Raw genomic sequence first — 16,220 nt, 5'->3', positions numbered from 1 at the left:
AACCAGCCGCACCGTCGTTCCGGCACAGTCTCAAAGGGGCGCGGCGGTGCGTTGCGGATCCGCGATGTGAACGCCGTCCTTCGCCCAGTTGGCGCGGGTGCGGCACGGGTCGGGCGGCGTGCCCGGGCGTGGATCGGCGGGCGACGCATCGGCGAAGAAGCGAATGCAATAGACATCTCGGTCCGCTTTATAGGTTACCCGGTAGGTTTCGGTGATGGTGCTTCGGCGTGGCGCAGAGTGCGGTGACGCGGCGACGGCGGCGAGTGCGATCAGGTGGGCGGTCAGGCTCATGGCGGATCTCCAAGCGGCCGGGGCATGGATTTGCCGCCGCCCGCTTCGGAGTCCATGCGAGAAGTGTGCCATATGACCAACACACTAGATTGCGTGACGGCCGTGGCCGTTTGCGAGGGTGTGGCGTGGTCCACTTTCCCGATCTTTGGTTCGGGACGCCAATGTGTAGAGGGAGCGTACCCCGAGAGGATCGCGCAGTCGGGGGTGTCGGCGCGGATGCGGGGCCGACCATTTAATGGACAATCAGCGGCGGCGAGACTGGTCGCGGCCCGGCGTCGTCGCATCGCTCTGACGCAATAGCCCGTCAATAAGATCGCCTATAGATCGGACAATATACTTGAGCGAAATACGAATATGCTGTAATTAATACGTGCTTGATCGACTCGTGATATCGGCAGGCCAGTCCGCTTCAAATAGAGTATATTTGATATCCCACGGCTATCGCATAGCCCGTGGCGTTAACGCGTGACCTTTTTAAAAAAGCGATAAAAATCGGTTTTAATCCGTAACCCTAGGAAAGGATGTCGACTATGACCGTCTACAATATCCAAAATCAGTGGGGCGGTTCGTCCGCACCGTGGCACGACGGTGGGGTGCTCAACATCGGAAACCGCGCAGACCAATTGCCCACCGCACTCCATATTCAATCCGGCGATGGCGGACTGAGCTTCACCGGTACGATGACGTATCAGGGTGAGGGGCCGATCGGCCTGCGCGCAACGCGCGTGACCGAAAATTGCTACCAGGCCGAAAACCAATGGGGTGGCAACGACGCCCCGTGGCACGATGCGGGCCTGTTCCTGCTCGGCGCGCGCGATGGCCAGAATGCGGTGGCGTTCGACCTGACGTCCAAGGACGGTCAGACGGTGACGGGCACGATGACCTATGCGGGTGAAGGCCCGATCGGCGTCAAGGGCACCAAATCTCCCGGTCTCGCCTTCAACGCCACCAATCAATGGGGCGGCAGCGGGGCTCCGTGGCATCAGGGCGGCCAGTGGGTGATCGGGTGTCGGCCGGACCAGCCAGTGGTTGGCCTCGAAGTGTCGAGCCACGACAATGGCAAGACGCTGACGGGTACGATGACCTATAAGGGCGAAGGTCCGATCGGCTTCCGCGGCACGCGCACGATGGCCAACACCTACAGCGTGGTGAACCAATGGGGCGGCAACGACGCACCCTGGCATCCGGGTGGTGAATGGGTGCTCGGCTGCCGCGGCAAGCAGGGCGTCGTCGCGATCAGCGCCAAGGGCGACGGTGCGAACCTGAACGGCACGATGATGTATGCCGGGGAAGGTCCGATCGGTCTCGCGCTGGTGCCGAGCGTCGCCAAGGTCCACGCCACGGCGTGAAGGTGACGGCCGCTCCCCGGCACAACCGGGGGGCGGCATGTCGTGGGTGCGATCGCAATCGTGCCGGGTCTTGGCTGTTGTGTGACGAAATGTTGCTGGGGATCGGGGTAGGATCGCTCGGGCCGCTGTGTGCGTTGACGCTGCTGAAGCGCGTCCCTACCGAAACGGACACATGAAACCTTGCCTGACCCCACGCCGATGACGACTGCCCCCACTATCGTCCTGGTCGAGGACGACCCCGCGCTACGCACGCTGACCACGCGGGCGTTGCAGGAGCATGGCTATACCGTCCGCCCTGCCGCCTCCGCGCCCGAAATGTGGCTGGCGATGGACGCCGGGCCGGTCGATCTGGTGCTGCTCGACATCATGTTGCCGGGCACTGACGGTATCGAGCTGTGCCGGCGCTTGCGGCAGAAGAGCAATGTGCCGATCATCTTTATCAGTGCCCGCGCGAGCGAAACCGATCGTGTCGTCGGACTGGAACTGGGGGCGGACGATTATCTCGCCAAGCCGTTCGGCACGCGCGAACTGACCGCGCGCATCCGCGCCGTGCTGCGCCGGACCGAGGCCCCGCGCGACACGCAGGATCGCGAGGAAGGCGTGCGCCGCTTCGACGGCTGGACGGTCAGCTTGCCGCGCCGCGAATTGCAGGCACCGAGCGGCGCGGTGGTCGATCTGACCGGGGCGGAGTTCGATCTGCTGGTCAGCCTGCTCGACCATGCCGGCCGCGTGATCGCGCGCGAACGGCTGATCGAACTGTCGCGCACGCGCATGGGGGACAGCACCGATCGCAGCGTCGACGTGCTGGTCAGCCGCTTGCGCCGCAAGCTGACGACCGAGGGCAGCGCGCCGCCGATCGTGACGGTGCGCGGGGTCGGCTATATGTTCAACACCACGGTCGAGCGTTCTTGAGGCGTTTCGTGCATCCCTCGCTCGGGCTGATCGGGCGGGTCGTGGCGATCCTGCTGCTCGCGATGCTCGTCGAATTTACCATGAATGCCGTGCTGTACGAGCGCGCCAGCCAGTTTTCGGTGCGCGACGATGTCGGGCGGCGGCTGGCCGAACATCTGGTGATCGCGCGGCGGCTTACGATGGATACGCCAGTGGCCGAGCGCCCGGCGATGGCGCGGCGCCTGTCGACCCCGCATTACACCATGGCATGGAGCGCCACCGCGCCCGCGCCGACCGACCCCGCGCTTACCCAGATGCGCGCGCGCGTGCTCAGCTGGGAACCGGTGCTGCGCTCGGGCGATTTGCGGCTCCACCTCGATACGATCGGTGAGGATGCCTATGTCGCGGGGGCGAGTGCGCTGCCCGATGGGAGCTGGCTGCACTTCCGCACGGTTGAGCCGATCGACAGCCTGGACGAATCGTATAGTCGCATCCTGATCGCCTTCGCCATCGCGGGCGGCGTGATGGTGCTTGGCGGTGCGCTGATCGGGCGGACGCTGCGCCCGATGCGGCAATTGGCGGATGCGGCGGACCGCTTCGGCACCGCCGAGCCGCGGCCCTTGGTCGAGGAGGGGCCGGGCGAGGTGCGCCGCGTCATCACCGCGTTCAACCGAATGCAGGCGCGCATCCAGCAACTGATCGCCGATCGGACCCAGGCGCTGGCGGCGGTGGGGCATGATATCCGCACCCCGCTGGCGCGGCTGCGGTTGCGCGCGGAGGGCGTCTCGGTCGAGCCGCTCCGCGACGAAATTTTGGGCGACGTGGCCGAGATGGATGCCATGGTCGCATCGCTGCTTGCCTTTCTCGGTGGCGAGGATGACCCCGAAAAACCCGTGCTGGCCGATCTCGCCGTATTGTGCGCGACGCTGGCCGACGATGCTGCGGATCACGGGCGCGAGGTGCATTATGTCGGCCCATCGCATCTCGAGCATCGCTTCCGCCCGCTCGGTATGAAGCGCGCGCTGACCAATCTGGTCGAGAACGGCCTGCACCACGGATCGGTGGTGACGATCGCGCTCTCCGCCACTGCGCGTGACGTAATTTTGCGGGTCGAGGATGACGGGCCGGGTATTCCGGAAGACGCCTTGCAGAGCGTGCTGGAGCCGTTCGTCCGGCTCGATACCGCGCGTCGGCGCGATACGCTGGGGCTGGGGCTGGGGCTGGCGATCGTGGTGCGACTGGTCGACCTGGAAGGCGGCGCGCTACGCCTCACCAATCTGCCCGAAGGCGGCCTGCGTGCGGAAATCCGCCTGCCACGTTGATCGGAAACGCTTCCTTACAAAAGTGCCGCGTTGCAGCAAAACGCAGTTCGTATCTGATCCTGTGAAGCCCGCGCAGCCCCCGCGCGGTGCAAGCAGGAGCCAGGTTCATGAACGAGCTGATCGGTCGCGTCTTCGACTTTCAGAAGTCGGTGTTCCCCAATCAGAGCGCGCTCTACGCGAACCTCGCCGTCAACGGCCAGCGGCCAAAAGCGCTGATCGTGTCGTGCGCGGATTCGCGCGTGGTGCCCGAGGAAATTCTGCAGGCCGCCCCCGGCGATCTGTTCGTCTGCCGTAATGCCGGCAATATCGTTCCCCCGTTCAGCAACGCCAATGGCGGTGTGACCTCGACGGTTGAATATGCCGTCATGGCGCTGGGGGTGCGCGACATCATCGTCTGCGGTCATTCCGACTGCGGCGCGATGAAGGCGTTGATGAACCCGTCGTCGCTGGAAACCATGCCCAATGTGGCGGCGTGGTTGCGCCATAGCCATGCGGCGCATTCGGTGGTGAGCGATGCCTATCCCGATCTTGACGGCCACGATCAGGTGCGCGCGGCGGCGCTGGAAAACGTCGTGGTGCAGATCGCGCATCTGCGCACGCATCCGGCGGTCGCCTCGGGCATCGCGCGCGGCGAGCTGGCGCTGCACGGCTGGTTCTTCGACATTCATCAGGGTGCGGTGTTCGCGCTCGATGGCGGCACGGGCCGCTTCGAGCAGATCCGCGACGATCGCCCGATGCCGGTCGCCTTGCCCGCGCAGCAGCGCCTTGCTTCGGGCGTATCCTATCTGGAGGCGGCTGAATGAGCTTCGCCGGTTTCAAATTGCCGATGCTGGCAGTAGCTTCGCGGGATTTTACCGCGTCGATCGTCGTGTTTCTGGTGGCGATGCCCTTGTGCATGGGCATCGCCATCGCGTCTGGTGTGCCGCCTGAAAAAGGCCTGATCACCGGCATCATCGGCGGCATCGTCGTGGGGGCGCTCGCCGGTTCCCCCTTGCAGGTCAGCGGCCCCGCCGCTGGCCTTGCCGTCGTCGTGTTCGAGCTGGTGCGCGACAAGGGCCTGTCGGCGCTGGGACCGATCCTGATTCTCGCCGGGCTGATCCAGCTGATCGCCGGCATCCTTAAGGTCGGCGGCTGGTTCCGTGCGATCTCGCCCGCCGTCGTCCACGGTATGCTCGCCGGGATCGGCGTGCTGATCGTCGTCGGCCAGTTCCACGTGCTGTTCGATGCGCGGCCCTTGCCGAGCGGCATCCAGAATCTGCTCGCCATTCCCGGCCGTTTGTTCGGGTTGTCGGCGACCAACGTCTCGGGCGTCGAACAGGCGTTCATGATCGGCCTGTTGACGATCGCGGCGATGCTGGGCTGGGAACGCTTCCGCCCGGCTGCGCTGAAGCAAGTGCCAGCAGCGCTCGTCGGCGTTATGGTCGGCACGCTGACCGCGTTCAGCCTCGGCCTCACGATCGACCGCGTCGATGTGCCGCAATCGATCGTCGCCGCCGTCGCGCTCCCCGCGCCGGACTTCCTGGCCCAGTGGATCGACCCGTCGATCATCGTCGCAGCGCTTGCCATCGCCTTCATCGCCAGCGCGGAGACGCTGCTGTCGGCGGCGGCGGTCGACCGGATGCACAATGGCGTGCGCACCGATTACAATAAGGAACTGCGCGCGCAGGGCATCGGCAATTTGCTGTGCGGCGTGGCGGGCGCCTTGCCGATGACCGGCGTGATCGTGCGCAGCTCGGCCAACGTGCAGGCGGGCGCGACGACGCGGCTCTCGACGATGCTGCACGGAATCTGGATTCTGGGCTTCGTCGCGTTGCTGCCGTGGCTGCTGCGCGAAATCCCGATGGCGGCGCTGGGCGCGATCCTGGTGGTGACCGGGGTTCGGTTGGTCAGTCTCGCGCACGTCCGTCACCTGTTCCACAGCTATGGCGTGTTGCCAGCGCTGATCTGGGCGGTGACGCTCGTGGTGGTGGTGGCGGAAGATTTGTTGACCGGCGTGCTGGTCGGCATCGCGCTCTCGCTGCTCGAACTGGTGCCGCATGTGCGTCGCCTGGGCCTGAAGGTCGAAATGCCCGATGAGACGCAAGGGCGCTGCATGGCGCTGGCGGGCAGCGCGACCTTCGTGACCTTGCCCAAATTGTCGGACACGCTGGATGCACTGCCGATGGATGGGCCGACGTGCCTCGACGTGTCGCGGCTGACCAAGGTCGATCATACCTGCGCCGAATTGCTCAAGGAATGGCTCGCGCGGCGGCGTGCGGCCGGGCATCCGGTCGAATTGACCGGTGCGTCCTACAAGCTCGCCACGATGACCGCGTAGCAAGCAACGCTTCGTTACAAAGCGGCAAGATCGCGGCACCACCGCGACGCTACACCAGAACTCCCGAGGTCGACCGCTCCCCATCGCATCCCCCAATCCGGCGATGAGAGGAGCGGCGGCACCGGACCGCAGGCGGGAACCCACCACCACTTCAAAGGGGGATCCCATGTATCGATTCACGTTCGCCGCCGCGCTCGCGCTGATCGCCAGCCCCGCCGTCGCGCAGGACACGGGCGGAGACACCGCACCGCCACCGCCGTTCAAGGTATCGGGCAGCGTCGCGCTCGTCTCCGACTATCGCTTCCGGGGCGTGTCCCAATCCGACAAACAGATCGCGCTGCAGGGCGGCATCACCGTCACCCACGAAAGTGGCCTCTACGCCAGCACCTGGGCCTCGAACCTTGCCGGCTGGGGCACCTTTGGCGGTGCCAATCTCGAGCTCGATCTGGTCGGCGGCTATAAGCGCCCGCTCGCTGGCGGCACGATCGATGTCGGGCTGACCTGGTACATGTATCCCGGAGGTGCCGCTCTCACCGATTTCGCCGAACCCTATGTCAAAGTGAGCGGCACGCTTGGTCCGGCGACCTTGCTGGCGGGTGTCGCCTATGCGCCAAAGCAAAAGGCGCTGGGCAATTTCTCCAACACGGCCGAAAGCCGCGGGCAGTCCCAGGACAATCTCTATCTGTGGGGCGATGGCAGCGCGGGCATTCCCGGCACGCCCGTCACCGCCAAGGCACATATCGGTTATTCCAAGGGCAATCCCGGGCTGGGGCCGAACGGCACCAGCGTGGCACCGACGGGGAGCTATTGGGACTGGCTGCTGGGGGTCGATTATGTTGTCGGCCCGGTGACGCTGGGCGTCGCTTATGTCGACACCGACATCAGCCGCGCGAAATCGGCCTATCTCCTGCCGAACTTCTCCTCGACCAAGAACGGATCGTCGATCGCGGGCAGCAAGGTGGTGTTCAGCGTTTCCGCCGCCTTCTAACGACGGATTATGGCCGCCGGGGCAGGAACCCCGGCGGCCAATATGGTTCAGGCAGCGTCGACCAGCACGATCTCGCTATCCTCGATCGCGGTTACCCGCAGCACCGCTTCATCGCGGATCGCCGCACCGTCGCGGGCGTTGACGCGCACGCCGTCAATCTCGATCGCGCCCGTCGCGGGGACGAGATAGCCGCGCCGATCCTTGCCGAGCGGATATTCGGCGGTCTCGCCCGCCTTGAGCGTGGCACCGACAACGCGGGCGTCGGTGCGGATCGGCAGCGCATCGCCATCCTCGGCAAAGCCGCTCGCCAGCACCACGAACTGTCCGGCGCGATCGCCCTTGGGGAAGGGGCGGGCACCCCAGCTTGGCTTCTCGCCACCGCGCGTCGGCTGGATCCAGATCTGGAAGATCCTGGTGGTGATATCCTCCTTATTATATTCGGAATGGGTGATGCCCGTGCCGGCACTCATCACCTGGACATCGCCCGCCTCGGTGCGGCCGAGATTGCCGAGATTGTCCTGGTGCGTGATCGCGCCTTCGCGGACATAGGTGATGATCTCCATGTCGCGATGCGGATGCGGCGGGAAGCCGGTCTGCGGGGCGATCGTGTCGTCATTCCACACCCGCAAATTGCCCCAATTGGTGCGCGCCGGGTCGTAGTAATTGGCGAAGGAGAAATGGTGCTTGGCATCGAGCCAACCGTGATTGGCACCGCCGAGGCTGGCATAAGGGCGAAGGTCGATCATGGCGCAAACTCCTGTGCTGCGGTGGACTGGCAGGGTGCCGGTCCGTCCGTCGATGACAGGGATATAGAGCGGCTCGACTTCGCTGCTCAGTCGGATAAAGTGCATCGAAACGTTCGAGAAAGTTGATATGCACAATCCCGGTACGCCAACCCTGGACCAGCTCCGCGTGTTTCTGGCCGTGGTCGATACCGGCAGTTTTGCCGCTGCCGGGCGCAAGCTCAACCGCGCGGTGTCGGTCATCAGCTACGGCATCGCCAATCTCGAGGCGCAATTGGGCGTGCTGCTGTTCGACCGGGAAGGCACGCGCAAGCCGAAGTTGACCGAGGCCGGGCGCGCGGTGCTGGCCGAGGTGCGCAGCGTGGCGCAGGGCATCGACGGTCTTCGCGCCAAGGTGAAGGGGCTGCTCGACGGGCTGGAGGCCGAGGTGCATCTGGCGGTGGACGTGATGCTGCCCGCGCAGCGGCTGGGCAAGGTGTTGCGCGCCTTCGCTGCCGCTTACCCCACGGTCACGCTGCGCTTGCATGTCGAGGCATTGGGAGCAGTGGTCGCTTTGGTGCAAGATGGGGAAGCGGTGGTCGGCATCTCCGGGCCGCTGGCGGCGGGGCGTGTGGGGATCGAAGCGGTGACGGCGGGATCGGTGCAGATGGTGCCGGTCGCCGCGCCCGACCATCCGCTCGCGCGGATGACGCCGATTCTGCCCGGCGCAGGGCGCGATTTCGTGCAACTCGTGCTCACCGATCGCTCGCCCTTGACCGAGGGGCGCGACTTTGCGGTGATGAGCCCGCGCACCTGGCGGCTGGCCGATCTCGGCGCGAAACATGAATTGCTGCGCGAGGGGATCGGCTGGGGCAACATGCCGCTGCCGCTGATCGCGGGCGATCTGGTCGCGGGGACGCTGGTGCGGCTGGCCATGCCCGAACAGCCGGGCGGGATCTATCGCTTTTCCGGCATCTGGCGGCGTGACGTGCCGCCCGGCCCGGCGGCATCCTGGCTGCTCGACCAGTTCGTCGCGCAGGGCCGCGAGGATGCCGAGCTTCCGGGCGTTCCCGACGTGTGAGCGTGGCTCACGCTCCCAGCGGCTTGCCCGCATCGGGATGCAGCGTGCAGGCGATCGTCCCGCCCAGGATCAGCGCCCCGGCCACTGCGAGCGGCACAGCCAGCCCGTATCGCACCAGCACCGCACCGAGCGCAGCGCCCAGCAAGATCGCCACCACCGCCGCGATTCGCCGCGCCCAATTGGGGTTGCTGCCGCCCGCCAGCGTCGAATCGGCGGCGAGGCCGGTGATCGTGAGCGTCAGCACCGTGGTCGTCAGGTCGGGCACCTTCAATTGGCGGATCGTGGCGTTGCGGTAGCCCATTGCGACCGCCGTCAGCGCGATGATCGCAAACAACTGCCATTCGGGCGTCAGCGTCGCCGGATCGAAGCCGAGGGCGATGATCGCCGCAGCCCACAGCAAAACCGCCTCGATGAGCGCCGACCAGAGCAACCAGTGACGCAGCGGGCGGTTGGTGTGGAAGCGCCCGGTGCGCCCGGCGAGGAACGCGCCGAGCATGAAGGTGGCGATCGCGATCAGATAGGGCGCGACGGTGAAACCGGGCGTGCCCACAGCGGCGAAGCCGAGAAAGACGATGTTCCCGGTCATGTTCGCGGTGAACACCTTGCCCAGCCCGAGCACGCTGGTCGCATCGACCAGGCCGGTGGTGAAGGAGAGCAACAGCAGCAGCGGCGGCAACAGAGCGGGTTGGGGAGGCGTGGGGGTGGCCATTGTCATCATCCTTCAGAAACGGAAGTCGCTTTCAAGACCCAGCATCGTGATCGTCCGCGCGGGGCCTGTCTCGCGGATGAAGGTGCCGGGCGCGAAGGCGGAGAGCGAGGCGGAAAAGCTCAGCTCGCGCGTCGCCTGCCATGCAACCGTCGCTTCGATCTCCTTGCCGATGAAGCGCGCGCGCGACGTGCCCGGCGCGCGGATCAGCCGACCGGGAATATCATACACCCCATCCGCCAGCGAGGCACGCCAATAGGCCATGCCGGCTAGGCTCGCCGTGACACCGTTGCCAAATGTGCCGGACACTTGCGGGTTGAGGTTGATCAGATTGTACGGTCCGACCGGGGACAGCTCGCCGAAATATTTGCCCTTGGGGAAGAGCGCGTTGAAGGTGCCCAGGTGGTGGTCATTGGGGTTGCCGTCGCCGCTTGCATAATCGAGGCGCACTTGCAGATCGGGGGCGAAGCGGATCTTGGGGAAGTGCCGCCCGACCTCGCTGCCAAGCGTCCACGCGCCGATCGAGCCATCGGCGAAGCGGCCGAATTGCGCCACGCCCTCGACATTCCAATGCCAGGTGGTGACATCGCCGAACCAGCGCGCACCGATGCTGTGACGCAGCTCGCGCGCCGTCTGCCCGGCGAAGCTCGCCTGCGTGTTGCGATAGCCCAAATAGTAGAGATCGACCCCGCTGCGTGGGCGTTTGACCGAGCCATAGGCCCCCCACAGCGCGCGAGTGCGGGAACGACGATCGTCGAAGCTGCCGAGTCCCGGCTCGACCGGGCGCACCGCGATCAGGCTGAGCGTCGCGCCGCCAAGCGAGGCAAGTCCGCGAAATCCATCAAAGGCGAGCGGGACATTGGGGCCGTAGCGCGTGCCGACCATCCGCTCGGTGCCGAGCGAGAGCATCTGTCGCCCCGCGCGCAGTGTGAGACCGGTCGCATCCGGGTCGCCGGTATGCGCCTCGCCCAGCCGCACGTCGACAAAGCCCTGCAGCAGATCGGTGCGGGTCTGGTCGATCGGCGAATTGCTCGGGCGTACGCCAATCGCATAGGCAGCGATCGGCTCGAGGAAAGCGCGAACCCGCCCGACATGCAGATCGGCATAAGGCATGGCGCGCAACCACAGATAACTGTCATTCGGGGCCGGGGCACCGCCCCAGAGGTTGTTGTGATAAGTCTCGTTGCGCAACCGCAACTCGAGCCCGGTCGAGGCGTAGCTGTCGGTGCCGAGCGGGATATAGTTGAACTGTTCGGTCCAATGCCCTGTCCGTTGGGCGGGGTCGGCGAGCGTGGACCAATCCTCGTCATAGCGTGTCGTGGTCAGCGTCGGCGGTTTCCAGGCGTCGCTCGATTGCGCCGCCGCCGGGCTGACGGTGACGAGCGCGAACGTGGCCAGGAAACCGGCGCGGCGCACCTCAGCGCCGCCGCGCCGCGACCATCGCCACCATAACGAACGCGGCGACCAGGCCGAGATGCTCAAAAAAGTCGTTGGTCGCGATGAAGCGCGCTTGCCCCTGCATCGCCCAGAACGGGCTGGCGATGAAGGCGGTGAGCAAGGTGAACACGCCCAGCGCCCCGGCCGCGAGCCAGACGAAGCGCCCCCACAGGATCAGCACCGATCCGACCAGTTCGACCAGCAGCGTCAGCGCCGCGGTCAGTTCGGGCGGATGCACGCCGAAATGCACCTGCTCCGCCACCGCCGACGGCCAATCCCCCAGCTTGGCGACGCCGCCGATGAGATAGGCGCTGAGCAACGCCAGCCGGACGAAGAACCAGGTCGGTGGCCAATCGAGGATTGCGGTGACGAAGCGTGGGGTGTCGTGCCCGGTCATCGCGCGGTCTGGCTGTGGATTTCGGCGATATAGCCGCCGGGGAAGCGCACGATCGCCGACTGGCGATCGGCTTCGGCATGCGCCGGGACCAGCGTCTCGACGCCCGCCGCCTGCGCCCTGGCGAGCGTGGCGGAAAGATCGGCGACGGCATAGCCAGTCATGTCGCGGCCATAGGGCCAGGGCAATTGGCCGTTCGAGACCATCACCGTCATGTCGCCATAGCCCGAGGTCAGGCGAATGCGGCGATAGGCAGCGCCCGGCTGGCCGATCTCGACGCCGGGCGCGGCCTTCTCGTCGGACACCGTCCGCGCGTGGGCGAAGCGGGTCCAGCTTTTGACGAAGGCATCGGCACGGTCGGCGGTGAGATAGACGCGGTTTTCGGGCAGGGTCGCGAGCGTGGGGTAATTGGGCTTGGTGGTGTGCCAATAGAGCTGCATGTTCACGCCGCCCGGCCATTGCACGACGGCATCGCGCCCGATCGGATCGGGGAAGGTGGTGATCAGCCGCGCCGCACCCGATGCCACGGCCGCATTGACCGCCGCATCCATGTCGCTGACCAGATAGCCGTTGCGCTCGACCCCGAACGGGTAAGGGATGGGGGTGGTGAAGCCGAACACCGACACCGACCCCGCCTTGGTCAGCACCAGTTGCGACCAGGTCATGCTCGTCGTCGGGGTGACTTGAAACGCGCCTTTCTTGGTCGCCGTGCCGCCGAAGGTCGCGATCAGGCTGGTGACGAAGCGGTCGAAATCCTCGGGCGCGACATAGACGTGCGTGGTGTCATATTGCGGGCCGACGGCATAATCGGCGGTGACGGCTTCGCGGGCCAGCGCAGGGGCGATCGGCGCGGTGCCGAGCATCAGCGCGGCGAGGAAGAGCGGCAGGCGTTTCATGGCGTGTCTCCGTGAGGAAAGCATCAGACGGCCCAGCAGCCGCAGCCGAACGCGCCCCAGAAGGTCTGGACGTCGGCGGTGGGGGCGCTGGTGGCGAGGGCTGCGGCATGGTCATGGCCGTGGACCGCGCAGCCGCTTGCGCAGCCGCAGGCGCTGGCTAGCTTGGCGGCGGTGTCGGGGGTGCGGTGATAGCCGCCAAAGGTCGCGACCGGGGACCAATCGGGCATCGGTCGCGGCAGCGCGGGCGCGAGCGGCGCATAGTCGCCCTCGCCATAGACCACCGCGCCGCCGAGCACGGTGAGCACCGAGCGCAGATGCGGGATTTCGCTTTCGGCGACGCTGAAATAATCGGCCGACAGCACCGCGAGATCGGCAAGCTGGCCGACCTTGATCTGCCCCTTTTTGCCGACTTCGTTCGAGAACCAGGTGTTCTCATGCGTCCACAGCCGCAGCGCCTTTTCGCGGCTCAGGCGGTTGACGCCGGGATAGAGGCCGAGGCCGCCGACGGTCTTGCCCGTCACCAGCCAGTTGAGCGACACCCACGGATTGTAGCTGGCGACGCGCGTCGCATCGGTGCCCGCGCCGACCGGCAATCCGGCGGCCATCATCTTGGCGATTGGCGGGGTGCGCTCGGCGGCCTTTGCGCCATAGCGTTCGACGAAATATTCGCCCTGATAGGCCATGCGATGCTGGATCGCGATGCCACCGCCGAGGGCTGCGATGCGGTCGATATTGCGGTCGCTGATCGTCTCGCAATGGTCGAAGAACCAGTTGATCCCGGTGAAGGGAATGTCGCGCGCGACCTTCTCATACACATCGAGCGCACGGCCGATCGTCTGGTCATAAGTGGCGTGCAGCCGCCACGGCCATTTATGTTCGGCGAGCAAGCGGATGACGGGTTCGAGGTCGCCCTCCATGTTTGCCGGCATGTCGGGGCGTTCGACCCGGAAATCCTCGAAATCGGCGGCGGAATAGACGAGCATTTCGCCCGCGCCATTGTGGCGATAGCTGTCGTCGCCCTGGCCGGGCGTCACTTGCTTCACCCAGCCGCTGAAATCGGCCAGCTCTTCCTTGGGCTTTTGCGTGAACAGATTGTAGCTGATGCGCACGGTCAATTGGTTGTCGGCGTGGAGCTGCTCGATGATCGCATAATCATCGGGATAATTCTGGAAGCCGCCGCCCGCGTCGATCACACCGGTGACGCCGAGGCTGTTCATCTCGCGCATGAAGTGGCGCGTCGAATTGAGCTGATATTCGGGGGGCAGCTTGGGGCCCTTGGCGAGCGTGGAATAGAGGATCGTCGCATTGGGCTGTGCCAGCAACAGGCCGGTCGGGTTGCCCGCCGCATCGCGCACGATCTCGCCGCCGGGCGGGTTGGGCGTGTCCTTGGTATAGCCGACGACGCGCAGTGCAGCGGCGTTGAGCAGTGCGCGGTCGTACAGATGCAGGATGAACACCGGCGTATCGGGCGCGATCGCGTTCAACTCGGCGATAGTCGGCAAGCGTTTTTCGGCGAATTGATGCTCGGTAAAGCCACCGACCACGCGCACCCATTGCGGGGCGGGGGTGATGTCGACCTGGCGCTTGAGCATGGCGAGCGCGTCGGCAAGGCTCGGCACGCCATCCCAGCGGAGCTCCATATTATAGTTCAGCCCGCCGCGGATGATGTGCATGTGGCTGTCGATCAGGCCGGGGATGATGCGGCGGCCCTTGGCATCGATCACGCTTGCTTGCGGGGCGGCGGCGCGCACCTCGGCCTCGCTGCCGACCGCGAGGAAGCGCCCGTCGCGGATCGCGATCGCCTGCGCTTGCGGGTTTTCGCGGTCGAGCGTGGTGACCTTGGCATTGACGAGGATGAGATCGGTGGCCGGCATTGTGGAAGTCCTTGCGAGAAGCGGGGCGGCGAACGTGCCGATCGCCGCCCCGGCGATCGTCTGGCGGCGGGTGAGGTCGTTCATGCGTCCTGGTCGGGGTGGTCGCCGGGCAGGCGGCCAAAGACATGTTCGGCCGCTTCGGCGCGCAGGAAGGCAACCGCTTCGCCCGAGCTGACGCGCTTGACGAGCGGAATGACTTGTTCGCCGACGAGAATGCCGAGCAACCCGACCAGGGCGATGGCGGGCGGTGCGGGCGAACGCACGCCAAGCAGGCTGTAAATCAGCCCAACCAGCAAGCCGACGGCGAGCGAGATGAGATATGGCTTCATTTAGGTCACTTCCTGCTGGAGCGGTAAAGCCTGCAGCATCGGGGCGGGCGGGGGGCTTGGGACCCGCCCCGACGCGCCATCCTCAGCCGTGCTGGCCTTCGGAAGCCCCGAACATCGTCTTGGCGTAAGTGATGCCCAGCCCATAGGCTCCGCCCCATTTACGGGCGATAGCGGTGGTCGACTCATAGCTATCCACCCGTGCCCAATCGCGCTGCAGTTCGAGCAGATACTGCACCGACGTCATCGGCGTCGCGCCAAGCTGGATCATTCGCTGAACCGCGCGCTCATGCGCTTCGGGCGAAACGTCGCCGCAGGCATCGGCGATGAAATAGACATCGAAGCCCTGGTCGATCGCCGAGGCCACGGGACCGACGATGCAAACGCTGGTCCACAGCCCGGCGAACACGATGCGGGTCTTGCCGATGCGGTTGACCTCGTCGATCACGGCGGCATCTTCCCACGTGTTCATGCTGGTGCGGTCGAGCATTGCCTGGCCGGGAAAAGCGTCCTTGATCTCGTCGAACATCGGGCCCGAAAAGCTCTTTTCGGCAACCGTCGTCAGGATCGTCGATACGTTGAAGGATTTGGCGGCATTGCTGATGAGTGCTGCATTGTTGCGCAGCAATTCGGCACCGATCGATTTGGTGGCGAACGCCATTTGCGACTGGAAATCGATCAGTACGAGCGTGTGGTCGGTAGGCGAAATCAGCGATTTGCCGGGCGTTGCGGTCGCGGTGATGGTCATGGGAGGAACCTTTCTTACAATGTCGGAGTGGAAAGCGTGGTGTGGATCGCGATGCCGCTTTTCAGCGTCAGCGTGACGGGGGTGCGCTCGGCAATCTCGGCCAGGCGGGTCTGTGCGGCGGTGTCGGGCCCGACGATCGTCAGCAGCCGTTCGACACGGTTGCCATCTGGGCCGCCGACCAGGCGCAGCGCCACGTCGAGCGTTTCGATCGGCCAGCCCTTGCGATCGGCATACATGCGCAGCGTGATCGCGGTGCAGGCCCCCAAAGCGGACAGCAGCAGGTCGTACGGCGCGGGGCCGGCGTCTGCGCCGCCACGGCTGGCGGGTTCATCGGCGGTCAGCATATGGTGCCCGGTCGTGATCGCGGTGCGGTAGAATTCTGTGCCGATCCGGGCGGTGGCAGTGGCCATGCTACGATCCCTTCAAAGCGACAGCAGCGCGATCGCGTCGATCTGCGCTGGGTTGAAACCATGGGTCGACAGGCCATCCGCGAGGTCGCGGGCCGGGGTGCGGCGGCGGCGGGTCGTGCAGACGAACCGGCGGACCGCCTCGCGGCGCGGATCGGCGGCCACATCGGCGTTGCGCTTGCGGAAGAAGTGCGGCGCGCATCCGCAGGCATCGGCTTCGCGCAGCGCTTCGGCGACGGCTGACCATTCGCGATTGTTGAGGACGGGCGGTGGGAGCAAAGACGACATCGGAACCTCCTGTGGCGACCCGGCAAGAGATGGCGAATTCGCGACGTCAGCGGCAGACGTATAAAATCGGTCAGAACGTTCCAAATTGTTGAATAGCGTTCCCATGAGCTCTGTTTAGCCACATTGGCGAGAACGGTCTTGGATCGCCGTGATGCGACCAGCATCTATCTGCGACACCCGTTC

The 16,220-nt window shown here is 65.7% G+C and carries 18 protein-coding genes; 7 read left to right on the top strand and 11 right to left on the bottom strand.

The window, feature by feature from the left end; translation table 11 throughout:
* Nucleotides 1–30: 30 nt before the first annotated feature.
* A complete protein-coding gene (locus ACP7BL_RS05165; RefSeq protein WP_426257791.1) occupies nt 31–291 on the bottom strand; it encodes a hypothetical protein in 261 nt (86 codons plus the stop codon).
* 530 nt (nt 292–821) lie between these two features.
* Here ACP7BL_RS05165 and ACP7BL_RS05160 point away from each other — a divergent pair.
* The 6 genes from ACP7BL_RS05160 (at nt 822) to ACP7BL_RS05135 (ending at nt 7,158) form a co-directional block, all read left to right on the top strand.
* Nucleotides 822–1,640 carry a lectin OAA family protein gene (locus ACP7BL_RS05160; protein ID WP_137902926.1) on the top strand — a complete coding sequence of 273 codons (819 nt, stop codon included), beginning with the start codon at nt 822–824 and terminating at the stop codon, nt 1,638–1,640.
* Between the two features lie 198 nt (nt 1,641–1,838).
* A complete protein-coding gene (locus tag ACP7BL_RS05155) occupies nt 1,839–2,552 on the top strand; it encodes a response regulator (RefSeq protein WP_033966545.1) in 714 nt (237 codons plus the stop codon).
* On the top strand, nt 2,549–3,853 hold the full coding sequence (locus tag ACP7BL_RS05150; protein WP_033966547.1) for an ATP-binding protein: 1,305 nt from the start codon (nt 2,549–2,551) through the stop codon (nt 3,851–3,853). Before ACP7BL_RS05155 ends, ACP7BL_RS05150 begins: the two co-directional genes overlap by 4 nt.
* Before the next feature lie 107 nt (nt 3,854–3,960).
* The gene (locus tag ACP7BL_RS05145; RefSeq protein ID WP_010403597.1) at nt 3,961–4,656 is read left to right on the top strand and encodes a carbonic anhydrase; all 696 of its coding nucleotides are present in this window, start codon (nt 3,961–3,963) and stop codon (nt 4,654–4,656) included.
* The gene (locus ACP7BL_RS05140) at nt 4,653–6,170 is read left to right on the top strand and encodes a SulP family inorganic anion transporter (protein ID WP_426257790.1); all 1,518 of its coding nucleotides are present in this window, start codon (nt 4,653–4,655) and stop codon (nt 6,168–6,170) included. The genes ACP7BL_RS05145 and ACP7BL_RS05140 overlap by 4 nt, the downstream gene beginning before the upstream one ends.
* Nucleotides 6,171–6,336: 166 nt before the next feature.
* The gene (locus ACP7BL_RS05135) at nt 6,337–7,158 is read left to right on the top strand and encodes a TorF family putative porin (protein WP_137902927.1); all 822 of its coding nucleotides are present in this window, start codon (nt 6,337–6,339) and stop codon (nt 7,156–7,158) included.
* A gap of 47 nt (nt 7,159–7,205) precedes the next feature.
* On the opposite strand, the gene ACP7BL_RS05130 is transcribed toward ACP7BL_RS05135, so the two are convergent.
* Complete coding sequence (locus ACP7BL_RS05130; RefSeq protein WP_033966568.1) at nt 7,206–7,904, bottom strand: pirin family protein; 699 nt, start codon at nt 7,902–7,904, stop codon at nt 7,206–7,208.
* Between the two features lie 127 nt (nt 7,905–8,031).
* Between ACP7BL_RS05130 and ACP7BL_RS05125 the strand changes: the two genes are divergently transcribed.
* Complete coding sequence (locus ACP7BL_RS05125) at nt 8,032–8,961, top strand: LysR family transcriptional regulator (protein ID WP_126848695.1); 930 nt, start codon at nt 8,032–8,034, stop codon at nt 8,959–8,961.
* Between the two features lie 7 nt (nt 8,962–8,968).
* Here the strand turns inward: ACP7BL_RS05125 and ACP7BL_RS05120 are convergent, their stop codons facing one another.
* The 9 genes from ACP7BL_RS05120 to ACP7BL_RS05080 form a co-directional block, all read right to left on the bottom strand.
* Nucleotides 8,969–9,670, bottom strand: coding sequence for a YoaK family protein (locus tag ACP7BL_RS05120; RefSeq protein ID WP_426257789.1), 702 nt, complete (start codon nt 9,668–9,670; stop codon nt 8,969–8,971).
* Nucleotides 9,671–9,682: 12 nt separating this feature from the next.
* Entirely contained in the window at nt 9,683–11,083 is a 1,401-nt protein-coding gene (locus tag ACP7BL_RS05115; protein ID WP_426257788.1) for an alginate export family protein, read from the bottom strand.
* A gap of 1 nt (nt 11,084) precedes the next feature.
* Entirely contained in the window at nt 11,085–11,501 is a 417-nt protein-coding gene (locus ACP7BL_RS05110; protein WP_426257787.1) for a DoxX family protein, read from the bottom strand.
* The gene (locus ACP7BL_RS05105) at nt 11,498–12,394 is read right to left on the bottom strand and encodes a glyoxalase (protein WP_426257786.1); all 897 of its coding nucleotides are present in this window, start codon (nt 12,392–12,394) and stop codon (nt 11,498–11,500) included. Before ACP7BL_RS05105 ends, ACP7BL_RS05110 begins: the two co-directional genes overlap by 4 nt.
* 23 nt (nt 12,395–12,417) lie before the next feature.
* Nucleotides 12,418–14,352, bottom strand: a complete 1,935-nt coding sequence (locus ACP7BL_RS05100; protein ID WP_426257785.1) for an amidohydrolase — start codon at nt 14,350–14,352, stop codon at nt 12,418–12,420.
* Complete coding sequence (locus ACP7BL_RS05095; protein WP_033966553.1) at nt 14,349–14,597, bottom strand: XapX domain-containing protein; 249 nt, start codon at nt 14,595–14,597, stop codon at nt 14,349–14,351. The genes ACP7BL_RS05100 and ACP7BL_RS05095 overlap by 4 nt, the downstream gene beginning before the upstream one ends.
* Before the next feature lie 82 nt (nt 14,598–14,679).
* Nucleotides 14,680–15,342: a hydrolase gene (locus ACP7BL_RS05090; protein WP_033966554.1), complete on the bottom strand. Its 663-nt coding sequence runs from the start codon at nt 15,340–15,342 to the stop codon at nt 14,680–14,682.
* Nucleotides 15,343–15,356: 14 nt separating this feature from the next.
* A complete protein-coding gene (locus ACP7BL_RS05085) occupies nt 15,357–15,752 on the bottom strand; it encodes an OsmC family protein (protein ID WP_033966555.1) in 396 nt (131 codons plus the stop codon).
* 12 nt (nt 15,753–15,764) lie between these two features.
* Nucleotides 15,765–16,037, bottom strand: coding sequence for a hypothetical protein (locus ACP7BL_RS05080; protein ID WP_033966557.1), 273 nt, complete (start codon nt 16,035–16,037; stop codon nt 15,765–15,767).
* Nucleotides 16,038–16,220: the final 183 nt, after the last annotated feature.

Origin of the sequence: Sphingomonas sp. DC1600-2 (assembly GCF_049897605.1) — a bacterium.
GTDB lineage: Bacteria > Pseudomonadota > Alphaproteobacteria > Sphingomonadales > Sphingomonadaceae > Sphingomonas.
The sequence above is the reverse complement of the archived record's forward strand: the minus strand, read 5'-3'. Positions and strand labels throughout refer to the sequence as shown.